At 66.6% G+C, this 11,412-nt stretch carries 8 protein-coding genes; 2 read left to right on the top strand and 6 right to left on the bottom strand.

Annotated features, from left to right (window positions below; translation table 11 throughout):
• From G3N92_RS23885 to G3N92_RS23875, 3 genes are all read right to left on the bottom strand, one after another.
• On the bottom strand, positions 1-1,310 hold a 1,310-nt coding region (locus tag G3N92_RS23885), incomplete at its 3' end, for an AmpG family muropeptide MFS transporter (RefSeq protein ID WP_206130052.1).
• Positions 1,311-1,317: 7 nt separating this feature from the next.
• Positions 1,318-1,932, bottom strand: a complete 615-nt coding sequence (gene metW / locus G3N92_RS23880; RefSeq protein ID WP_206130051.1) for a methionine biosynthesis protein MetW — start codon at positions 1,930-1,932, stop codon at positions 1,318-1,320.
• Positions 1,929-3,074, bottom strand: a complete 1,146-nt coding sequence (locus G3N92_RS23875; protein ID WP_206130050.1) for a homoserine O-acetyltransferase — start codon at positions 3,072-3,074, stop codon at positions 1,929-1,931. The genes metW and G3N92_RS23875 overlap by 4 nt, the downstream gene beginning before the upstream one ends.
• Before the next feature lie 550 nt (positions 3,075-3,624).
• Between G3N92_RS23875 and G3N92_RS23870 the strand changes: the two genes are divergently transcribed.
• Together G3N92_RS23870 and G3N92_RS23865 are read left to right on the top strand one after the other, a co-directional pair.
• Positions 3,625-6,045: an Ig-like domain-containing protein gene (locus G3N92_RS23870; RefSeq protein WP_206130049.1), complete on the top strand. Its 2,421-nt coding sequence runs from the start codon at positions 3,625-3,627 to the stop codon at positions 6,043-6,045.
• Positions 6,046-6,127: 82 nt separating this feature from the next.
• Positions 6,128-8,902: an Ig-like domain-containing protein gene (locus G3N92_RS23865; protein WP_206130048.1), complete on the top strand. Its 2,775-nt coding sequence runs from the start codon at positions 6,128-6,130 to the stop codon at positions 8,900-8,902.
• A 90-nt stretch (positions 8,903-8,992) separates the two neighbouring features.
• Here G3N92_RS23865 and slmA read toward each other — a convergent pair whose 3' ends face one another.
• Genes slmA through argB form a run of 3 tightly spaced genes read right to left on the bottom strand, consistent with a single transcriptional unit; the run spans position 8,993 to position 11,354 of the window.
• A complete protein-coding gene (gene slmA, locus G3N92_RS23860; protein ID WP_206130047.1) occupies positions 8,993-9,694 on the bottom strand; it encodes a nucleoid occlusion factor SlmA in 702 nt (233 codons plus the stop codon).
• Complete coding sequence (locus G3N92_RS23855) at positions 9,661-10,458, bottom strand: pyrimidine 5'-nucleotidase (RefSeq protein ID WP_206130046.1); 798 nt, start codon at positions 10,456-10,458, stop codon at positions 9,661-9,663. Before G3N92_RS23855 ends, slmA begins: the two co-directional genes overlap by 34 nt.
• The gene (gene argB / locus G3N92_RS23850; protein WP_206130045.1) at positions 10,455-11,354 is read right to left on the bottom strand and encodes an acetylglutamate kinase; all 900 of its coding nucleotides are present in this window, start codon (positions 11,352-11,354) and stop codon (positions 10,455-10,457) included. The genes G3N92_RS23855 and argB overlap by 4 nt, the downstream gene beginning before the upstream one ends.
• Positions 11,355-11,412: the final 58 nt, after the last annotated feature.

Here is an 11,412-nt window from a genome sequence, read left to right as displayed (position 1 = left end):
CAGCTCGCACGGGCCGCTCCGTTTTGCGTGCCGCGCCACGGCGCGACCTTGAACAGCAGCAGCATGCCCGGAATGCCGAGCGCCGCGCACACGAGGAAGTAATCGAACCAGCCGATCTGCGCGACGATGAAGCCGCTCGACGCCGATGCCAGCGTGCGCGGCACCGAGGCGAGGCTCGTGAACAGCGCGAATTGCGTGGCCGTATAGCGCGGATCGGTGGTGCTGGCGATGTAGGCCGTGAACGCGGCCAGCGTGAGGCCGGTGGAGAACGTCTCGAAGCCGTAGACGCCCGCCATCACCACCGGGTCGGGGCCGGCCTTGGCGAGCCACGCGAAGCCGAGCGTGGAGACGATCTGGATCAGCCCGAAGATCCACAGCCCGCGCGCGATGCCGATCTTGACGAGCCAGGCGCCGCCCAGAATGCCGCCGGCCAGGCTGGCCCAGAACGCGGTGGTCTTGGCGAGCACGCCGATCTGCGTCTTGTTGAAGCCGATGTCGAGGAAGAACGAGGTCGACAGCGTGGTGGCCATCGTGTCGCCGAGCTTGAACAGGAAGATGAAGCCGAGCACCAGCAGCGCGTTGCGCCAGCCGCCGCGCGCGAGGAATTCGCTGAACGGCAGCACCACGGCTTCGCGCAGGTTCTTCGGCGGCGTGCCGCGCACTTCGGGTTCGCGCACGCACAGCGTCATCGCGATGCCGGGCAGCATGAACAGGCCGGTGACGATGAAGACGAGCGTCCACGGCAGGTGATCGGAGAGGATCAGCGACAGCGAGCCGGGCACCAGCGCGGCGATCTTGTAGGCGTTGACGTGGACGGCATTGCCGAGCCCCTGTTCCGCATCGTGCAGCAGCTCGCGGCGATAGGCGTCGATCACGATGTCGGAGCTGGCGCCGAAGAACGCCACCAGCGTGGCCAGCGCCGCGACCGTCCAGATCGAATCGCGCGGCGAGACGAAGCCGAGCGTGCCGATCGCCGCCGCCACCAGCAATTGGGTGACCAGCATCCAGCCGCGCCGCCGCCCGGGCCGCCAGCCCGGCAGGCGCGGCACGAAGCGGTCCATCAGCGGCGCCCAGAGGAATTTCCACGTATAGGGAATCTGGATCAGCGCGAACAGGCCGATTTCCTTCAGGTTGACCCCTTCCGAGCGCAGCCACGCCTGCACCAGGTAGATCAGCGTGAACAGCGGCAGGCCCGAGGTGAAGCCGAGAAACACGCAGATCAGCGTTCGCGTGTTCAGGAAGGCGCGCCAGCCGGGGTGATCGTCGTGCGCGGCCAGCGCCGGCGCGTCGCGCTGCTCGGGAGAGGTCATGAAGTCGTCAGGGATGGGCTCGCTTGACGCGATAGACAGCAAGACTACCACGCCAGTTCGCGCCCCAACGGACCGGCTGGCCGCCGTGCAGCACGGCCCGGTCGAGGATCTCGATGCCGACCTCGGGCGCGAGCGCCTCGAAATCCTTGATCGTCAGCACGCGCACGTTCGGCGTGTTGTGCCATTGGTGCGGCAGCGATTTCGACACCGGCATGCGCCCGCGCAGCACCGACAGGCGGTGCGCCCAGTAGCCGAAGTTCGGGAACGACACGATGCACTCGCGGCCCACGCGCACCGTTTCGCGCAGGATCGCGGCGGTCTGGTGGATGGTCTGCAGCGTTTGCGAGAGGATCGCGAAATCGAAGCTCTGATCCTCGAACAGGCGCAGCCCGTCTTCCAGGTTCTGCTGAATCACGTGCACGCCGTTCTTCACGCAGCCGAGCACGCCCGCATCGTTGATCTCGATGCCGTAGCCGCTCACTTCCAGCTCCTCGGCCAGCAGCGCGAGCAGCGAGCCGTCGGCGCAGCCGAGGTCGAGCACGGTGGAGCGCGGCTCGACCCAGCGCGCGATCGCGCGGAAGTCCGGCCGGGCCGAAAGCATCGTCAAGGCTTGCTGGTTCATGCGCCCACCTCCGCGGCAATGCGTTCGTAATAGGCGCGCACCACGTTGTGGTAGCGCGCATCGTCGAGCAGGAATGCGTCGTGGCCGTGCGGGGCATCGATTTCCGCGTAGCTGACGTCGCGGCGGTTGTCGAGCAGCGCCTTGACCAGCTCGCGCGAGCGCGCCGGCGCGAAGCGCCAGTCGGTCGAGAAGCTGGCCACCAGGTATTTCGCGGTGGTTTTCGCCAGCGCGGCGGTGAGGTTGCCCTCGAACGCCTTGGCCGGATCGAAGTAGTCGAGCGCGCGAGTGATCAGCAGGTAGGTGTTCGCGTCGAAGTATTCGGCGAACTTGTCGCCCTGGTAGCGCAGGTACGACTCCACCTCGAATTCCACGTCGAAGTTGAAGTTGTAGGCGTCGAGCGCGCCGTCGGCGCGGCGCAGCGCGCGGCCGAATTTCTCGGCCATGTCGTCGTCCGACAGGTACGTGATGTGGCCGATCATGCGCGCCACGCGCAGGCCGCGGCGCGGGATCACGTTGTGCGCGTAGTAGTTGCCGCCGTGGAAATCGGGATCGGAGAGGATCGCCGAGCGCGCCACCTCGTTGAACGCGATGTTCTGCGCCGAGAGCTTCGGCGTGGAGGCGATCACCATGCAGTGCGCGACGCGATCCGGGTACATCAGGCTCCAGGCCAGCGCCTGCATGCCGCCGAGGCTGCCGCCCATCACCGCGGCGAAGCGCGCGATGCCGAACGCGTCGGCCACGCGCGCCTGCGCATTGACCCAATCCTCCACCGTCACCACCGGGAAGCGCGCGCCGTATTGCGTGCCGGTGGACGGGTCGAGGCTCATCGGGCCGGTGGAGCCGAAGCACGAGCCGAGGTTGTTCACGCCGATCACGAAGAAGCGATCGGTGTCGAGCGGCTTGCCGGGGCCGACCATGTTGTCCCACCAGCCGGTGCTGCGCGGATCGTCCGCGTAGAGGCCGGCCACATGGTGCGACGCGTTGAGCGCGTGGCAGACGAGCACCGCGTTCGAGCGCGCGGCGTTCAGTTCGCCGTAGGTCTCGACGACGAGCTGGTAGTTGCCGAGCACGCTGCCGCTCTGAAGCCGCAGCGGTTCGGCGAAATGCATGGTCTGTGGAGCGACGATGCCGATCGATTCCATTCGTTCCGCCTTATGACAGGGCGGCTAAACGGCGTCGGCGAAGCGCGGAGCGAAAGATGCGCGGCTGACGACCTCTTTAGCCGCATTTGTAATGAACCTGCAGCCTGGTGGCTGGGGTTCGCGCGCCCGCAATCGAGTCAGCAAATCGGCGCGTCATTCGTGTGTTCCCGCACCGCAGTCGCGGCGACGAGTGGCGGCAAGTATAGCGGATTTCGCCGCAACGAATCGGGCGGGCCCCGGTGTGGGGCGGCCGCGGCGTGTCGAATGGGATGTTCGATGCAGGTCAAGCAATGGGCGCATCCGGTCTGGATGCGCGTATCGCGCATCGATAAGTTAAGGGGTTGTTCATTTCACTTCATCGCAAGGATCGGCGGCTCCCGCTCGGGGGCCGTGCCTGCGCCGTCGCCTGCGGCGGCCGTGCGCGAGGCCCGAATCCGCTTTCCGAATCGCGATCCCGATCCCGAGCTCGCCGAGCCATTGCGCCTCGATCCGGGCACCGGCTGCTCGGCTCGGGCTCGTCGCCGAAACTTGCTTCAACGAGGTCGACATCATGGCAAATACATCCGCAGTCAACAAACCTTCGCGTCCCACCATCGACACCGTGACCGACAACGTCGGGCCGCACACCGGCGTGATCGGCCGCGCCGGGCTGACCGACGATCCGCGTCCGGTGCTGAAGGGGCATGGCGAGATCGGTTCGATCATCCACGTTCGCGTCGACAGCCAGGAGGTGGGCACCACCAAGGTCGGCCCGGGCGGAACGTGGACATATCAGTTGCGGGAACCGCTGTCGGACGGCCTGTGGCGCCTGTCGGTGCGGGCCAGCAATGCGGGCGGGCAAAGCCTGCCGTCGGCGGCGTACATGATCGAGGTGGACGTGACGCCGCCGTCGCCGCCGGTCATCGATCAGGCGTCGGCCGGCGATCCCGCCGTGCTGTCGGGCCACGCCGAACCGTTTTCGACGGTCGACGTGTACGACGGCGATACCTGGCTCGGCACCGCGACCACGAACGCGGACAGCCAGTGGGTGTTTCCGCTGCCCCCGGGCATGGCGGACGGCCCGCACGTGCTGACCGCCAAGGCCATGGATCCCGCGGGCAACACGGGCGGCCCCTCGGTCGGCTTCGACTACGTGGTCGGGCCGGCGCAGCCGACGGCCCATGCGGTGGTGGACGGGGCCGGGCGCGACAGCGGGACGTATCGCAACGACTGGGTGACGAACGACGGCACGGCGGGCCGGCTGATCAGCGGCCACGTGGTGGGCGCGCTCGGGCAGCGCGACCGGATTCAGATCTCGACCGACGGCGGGCTGACGTGGCAGGACGCGCTGATGAAATCGGATGGCACGTGGGTGGCGATCGATCCGAACGCGCACGCCGGCAGCTGGACGATCCAGACGCGCGTGGTGAACGACGCCGGCAAGGATTCGGGCGGGCAGGAGCGCGTCGCGGTCACGCTGAAGACGTCGATGTCGATGCCCACCGACGTGTCGTTCGATGCGATAACCGGTTCGATAACGGTGAAATTCGATCCGGTGCAGGTGCGGGCCGGCTCGAAGCTGTCGCTGATGATCGACGGCCAGGTGCATGAGCATGCGCTGAGCGCGAAGGAGCGCGCCGACGGGGTGGCGGTGTTCGACTCGCCGGTGGCGGCCACCCAGCAGGTGGTGGCGGCGCTGGTCGACATTGCCGGCAATATCTCCGCGTATCGCGGCGTCGAGGGCTGGCCGGCGCCCGGCACGATTTTTGAGGATTTCGAAACATTTGAGGAAACCCCGCTGATGAAGTACGGGGCAAGCTTTTCCACGCGCTATTTCGACGTCTCGAACGTCGAATACAAGGACGCGGGCTGGAAGCAGGGCCTCTATCACGGACAGGACATGGGGCTGAGGGGAAACGGGGCCACCGAACCGCCGCCCTCGCAGGCGCTGGTGGTCACCAACCGGGTGCGGATCAAATTGCACGATGGGTTGTCCGCCAACGGCATGTCGTTCGATCTGGGCGACATGACGACGAAGGAAGTCGTCAAACTGTATTTCTATGACTACCGGGGCAGGGTGATTTACGTCACCCCCGCCTATACGGCCAACGGCGGCCTGCACCAGAAAGTCGAGATCCACCTCGACAAGGATTTCACGCGCGTCGAAATCGCCGAGGAATGGGCCGCCACGAATATGGTCATGGGCTGGCTGGACAACATCGTCTTCTACAGCCCCGGGTTCAAACCGGATTATCGACCGGTGACCTTCGACCCTCCGACCGAGCAGACGCTGAGCGGCGATGCGGCGTATTACGGCGGGAACGATGCAACGGTATTCACCGTGGACAATACGGCCTACTTCAGTGGCGCGGGAGCCGGTGCTCATGGCGGTGCCGGCATCGACACGCTCAAGCTGACGGGCACGAATCAGTGGCTCGACGTCACGGCGCTGAACAGCGGCGCGGCCGACAAGCTCAGCGGCATCGAGGTGATCGACATCACCGGCTCGGGCAACAACATGTTGCTGATGTCGGTTGTCGACGTGCTGAATCTCGGCCACCGTGACGCGTTCCGTCAGGACGGTTACTCGCAGATGCGCGTCAGCGGCGACACCGGCGACCGGGTGGAACTGGCCGGCATGGACAATCTCGCGGCCGGCGGTTGGACAAACGCGGGCACGTTCTTCGTCGACGGCGAGCAATACGTCGTCTATCGAAGCACGGCGTTGAAAGCCGAGGTGTTCGTGAGCTGGGAGGTGCAGGTGACGACGCCGAGCACGTCGGCGCTGTCGACGGCGGACGTGCTCGATACCGGCCATCAGGATGCGTTTCCGGTGGACGACGCTGGCGCGCAGCGCACGTCCGGCGCGCGCGCGCTGGCGCACGACACGGGGCAGCCGGGGCCTGAAAGTGCGGGCCACGGCGGTGCGCACGGTACCGCGCTGGATCTCGATCAACTGATGCAGAGCGCGGGGCAGACGACCGTGCACTGACCGGCTCAGGTCGCTATGCCGGCGTCGTCGCACGATCCGTGGCGGCGGCGCGCCGGCGCGGCCTCGACGGCATGGCATTCGCGTGTTCCCGCCCCGCTATCGCACGATGCGCGGTGGCCGCGAGCTGCCGAATGGGATGTTCGATGCAGGTCAAGCAATGACCGCATCCGGTCTGGATGTGCGTATCGCTCCTCTATACATTACAAAACTCTTTCACTTCACGGTAAGGGTCAGCTGCCCCAGCTTGGGGTGCCGTGCATGCGCCGCCGCCTGCGGCGGCCGCCGTGCGCGAAGCGCGAACCCTCTTTCCGAATCGCGATCCCGCGTTCATCGAGCCATTCCGCCTCGATCCGAGCATCGAGCCGCGCGATGCCGCGCGCGGCTCCGGGTCTTCGCCGCAACTTGCTTCAGAGATGTAGACATCATGGCAAAAACACCAGCAGTCAAAAAACCTTCCCGTCCAACCATCGATACCGTGACCGATAACGTCGGGCCGCACACCGGCGTGATCGGCGAGGCCGGATTGACCAACGATCCGCGTCCGGTGCTGAAGGGGCATGGCGAGATCGGTTCGATCATCCACATCCGCGTCGACAGCCAGGAGGTGGGTACCGTCGAGGTCGGCCCGGGCGGAACGTGGACATACCGATTGCCGGAATCGCTGTCGGACGGCCTGTGGCGCCTGTCGGTGCGGGCCAGCAATGCGGGCGGGCAGAGCCTGCCGTCGGCGGCGTACATGATCGAGGTGGACGTGACGCCGCCGTCGTCGCCGGTCATCGATCAGGTGTCGGCCGGCGACGCCGCCACGCTGTCGGGCCACGCCGAACCGTTTTCGACGGTCAGCGTCTACGACGGCAATACCCTGCTCGGCACCGCGACCACGAATGCGGACAGCCAGTGGGTGTTTCCGCTGCCCTCGGGCATGGCGGACGGCACGCACGTGCTGACCGCCAAGGCGATGGACCTCGCGGGCAATACGGGCAGCCCGTCGGCGGGCTTCGACTACGTGATCGCGCCGGCGCAGCCGACGGCCCATGCGGTGGTGGACGGGGCCGGGCGCGACAGCGGGACGTATCACAACGACTGGGTGACGAACGACGGCACGGCAGGCCGGCTGATCAGCGGCCACGTGGTGGGCGTGCTCGGGCAGCGCGACCGGATTCAGATTTCGACCGACGGCGGGCTGACGTGGCAGGACGCGCTGATGAAATCGGACGGCAAGTGGGTGGCGATCGATCCGAACGCGCACGCCGGCAACTGGACGATCCAGACGCGTGTGGTGAACGACGCGGGCAATTCGGGCGAGGAGGAGCGCGTCGCGGTCACGCTGAAGGATTCGATGTCGATGCCCACCGACGTGTCGTTCGATGCGGTAACCGGTTCGATAACGGTGAAATTCGATCCGGCCGAGGTTCGAGCCGGCTCGAAGCTGTCGCTGATGATCGACGGCCAGGTGTACGAGCATGCACTGAGCGCGAAGGAGCGCGCCGACGGGGGGGCGGTGTTCGATTCGCCGGTGGCGGCCACCCAGCAGGTGGTGGCGGCGCTGGTCGACATTGCCGGCAATGTCTCCGCGTATCGCGGCGTCGAAGGCTGGTCGCCGCCCGGCACCATTTTTGAGGACTTCGAAACATTTGAAGAAACCCCGCTGATGAAGTACGGGGCGAGCTTTTCCACGCGCTACTTCGATGTCTCGAACGTCGAATACAAGGACGCGGGCTGGAAGCAGGGCCTGTATCAGGGGCAGGACATGGCACTGAGAGGAAACGGCGCGGCCGAGCCCGCGCCCTCGCAGGCGCTGGTGGTCACCAACCGGGTGCGGATCAAATTGCACGATGGGTTGTCCGCCAACGGCATGTCGTTCGATCTGGGCGACGTGACGGGCAGAGAGATCATCAAGCTGTATTTCTATGACTACCGGGGCCGGGTGATTTACGTCACGCCCGCCTATACCTCGGTCAACGGGATACACCAGAGAGTCGAGATCAACCTCGACCAGGATTTCACGCGCGTCGAAATCGCCCAGGAATTTGCCGCCACGAACCTGGTCATGAGCTGGATGGACAACATCGTCTTTTCCGGCCCCGGGTTCGAGCCGGAATATAGCCCGGTGACCCTCGATCCCCCGACCGAGCAGACGCTCAGCGGCGATGCGGCGTACTACGGCGGCAGCGATGCAACGGTATTCACCGTGGCCGACACGGGCTACTTCAGCGGCGCGGGGGCCGGTGCTCATGGCGGCGCCGGCATCGACACGCTCAAGCTGACGGGCACGAATCAGTGGCTCGACGTCACGGCGCTGAACAGCGGCGGGGCCGACAAGCTCAGCGGCATCGAGGTGATCGACATCACCGGCTCGGGCAACAACATGCTGCTGATGTCGGTTGCCGATGTGCTGAATCTGGGCCAGCGGGACGCGTTCCGCCAGGACGGCTACTCGCAGATGCGCGTCAACGGCGACAGCGGCGACCGGGTGGAACTGGCCGGCATGGACAATCTCGCGGCCGGCGGTTGGACAAACGCGGGCACGTTCTTCATCGACGGCGAGCAATACGTCGTCTATCGGAGCGATGCGCTGAAGGCCGAGGTGTTCGTGAGCTGGGACGTGCAGGTGACGACGCCGAGCACGTCGGCGCAGGGCAGGTCGGCGCTGTCGACCGAGGACGTGCTGGATACCGGCCATCAGAATGCCTTCCCGGCGGATGACGATGGTGCGCAGGTGCCCGGCGCGCGCGCGTTGGCCGGCCACGCGGAGCAGCCGATGGCCGACAGTGCCGGCTACCCGGGTGCGCACCACGTCGCTCAGGATCTCGATCAGCTGATGCAGGGCGCGGCGCAGGCGACGGTCGCGCATTAACCGGCCGCGTGCGGCGCGGGTTGCCGCACATGGCAACATGGCCCGGTCTTCGCCGATGCGAAGGCCGGGCCATGTCGTTGATGCCGGGCGTTATCGCAGGATCAGTTGCAGTTGCTCGTCGGCGCGCTCTTCCGGCGCGGTTGCGAAGCCGCTGCCCGCATAGCGGTGCCAGCGGCCGAGCACGTAGGAGATCAGCAGGCTCGCGCGGGTTGCCGGGTCGTAGCCGGCCGGCAGCATCGCGCTGGCGCTCGGCGCCCCGCCTTCGTGCGCATTCGATTCGAGCAGCGCGATGCGCAGGCATTGCCGCACCGATGCCTCGACGCGCTCGATCATCCGCTCGATGCGCTCGGCCAGCCGTTCGTGCTCGCCCACCAGCGCCTCACCTGTCAGCACGCGCGTCATGCCCCGGTTCTTCGCGGCGAACCCGAGCAGCATCAGCGCGATCGCGCGCGCCTGCAGCACGCCGTCGGGCTCCTTTTCGACGATCTGGTTGATCAGCCCGAAGAACGTGCTCTCGATGAACTCGATCAGGCCTTCGAACATTTGCGCCTTGCTGGCGAAATGGCGGTACAGCGCGGCCTCGGAGATGTCGAGCCGTGCCGCCAGCGCGGCGGTGGTGATTTTTTCGCGCTTCGGCGCTTCCAGCATGGCGGCCAGCGTTTGCAGGATCAGCACGCGGCGCTCGCCGGGCTTCGGCCGCGTGCGGCCGCCGGCGCTGCCGGTGGCCGGGGCGCGTGCGGCGGTGGTCTCGTCGTCGTTTACGGCCGCGTCGCGCGGGTCAGTCGGTTGCATTTTTGTCGCCCCGATCGTGTACTTAGTCGCAGCGATTGTAACGAAGCAATACGACGGTCGACATAGTGCGGCTTTCCGACGCGCGGCAGGTGGTCGGGCAGGTGCCCGGTGATCCAGATGGTGCGGATGCCGAGCCGCTTGTAGCGCTTCAGGTGGCTGCGCGTGTCCTCGACGAGGATCGCGTCGGCCAGCGACGCATGCGCGTCGCGCATCGCTTCGCGCAACATCGACGCGTCGGGCTTCGCGCGCCAGGCGCGGCGGCCGCGCATGTGTTCGATCGCGATCACGCGCTCGAACAGCCGCTCGATGCCGAGTTCGGCCAGCACCGCGCGCGCGTAGCGCTCCGGTGCGTTGGTCAGCACGATCTTGCGGCCCGGCAGTGCGGCGATGCGCCGCGCCAGCCCGCGCTCGGCGCGCAGCATCGACGGCAGGTCCGCAAAGGTGTGCACCACCTTGAGGAAATCGTTCGGATCGATCGGATGATGGCGCGCGAGCCCGAGCAGCGCCGCGCCGTAGCGCCGCGTGTAGAAGGTGCGCAGATGATCGGCCTGGGCGCGGTCGACCTGGAGGCTGTCGATGATGTACTGCGTCATCGCGGCGTTGATGGCCGGGAAGATCGCGTGCGAGGCGTGGTGGAGCGTGTTGTCGAGATCGAACAGCCAGACCGGCCGCCCGGCCAGTGGCCGGGTGCGGCGCGAACGGCGTGCCGGCGAGGGCACGGCGGCCGGCGCGAGGGACGCGCCGGCGGAGGGACGCCCGCTCAATGCGAGCGGATCATCGTGCCGAACGGCTGTTCGGTCAGGATTTCGAGCAGCACCGAGTGCTCGATGCGGCCGTCGACGATGTGCACCGATTTCACGCCGCTCTTGGCGGCGTCGAGCGCCGAGGAGATCTTCGGCAGCATGCCGCCCGAGATCGTGCCGTCTTCGAACAGCGCGTCGATCTCGCGGGCCGACAGATCGGTCAGCAGGTTGCCTTCCTTGTCCATCACGCCCGGGATGTTCGTCATCATGACGAGCTTTTCGGCGTTCAGCACCGTGGCCAGCTTGCCGGCCACCAGGTCGGCGTTGATGTTGTACGACAGGCCGTCCTCGCCGAAGCCGATCGGCGAGATGACCGGGATGAACGCGTCGTCCTGGAGCGCCTTCACCACGGCCGGGTTGATCGCCTCGACCTCGCCCACCTGGCCGATGTCGATGTACTGACCCGGGTTGTCGCGATCCGGCATCATCAGCTTGCGCGCGTGGATCAGGCCGCCATCCTTGCCCGTCAGGCCGACCGCGTGGCCGCCGAAGTGATTGATCAGCGTGACGATGTCCTGCTGCACTTCGCCGCCCAGCACCCACTCGACGACTTCCATCGTTTCCTCGTCGGTGACGCGCATGCCCTGGATGAACGTGCCCTGCTTGCCGATCTTCTTGAGCGCCGTGTCGATCTGCGGGCCGCCGCCGTGGACGATCACCGGATTGATGCCGACCAGCTTCAGCAGGATCACGTCGCGCGCGAAGCCCTGCTTCAGGCGCTCTTCCGTCATTGCGTTGCCGCCGTATTTGATCACCACGGTCTTGCCGTGATAGCGGCGAATGTACGGCAGCGCCTCCGCGAGGATTTCGGCTTTCAGCGTGGGCGCGATCTGCGTGAGGTCGAGAGGATCGGACATGGCTCAGACTCGTGTTCGGGGCGGTTGATACTGAAACGGGACGGGCGAAACACGGCGA

The sequence above is a fragment of the Burkholderia sp. Ac-20379 genome, from assembly GCF_017104645.1.
Lineage (GTDB): Bacteria > Pseudomonadota > Gammaproteobacteria > Burkholderiales > Burkholderiaceae > Burkholderia.
Note: the sequence above shows the minus strand (reverse complement) of the source record. Positions and strands in the feature narration are given on the sequence as shown.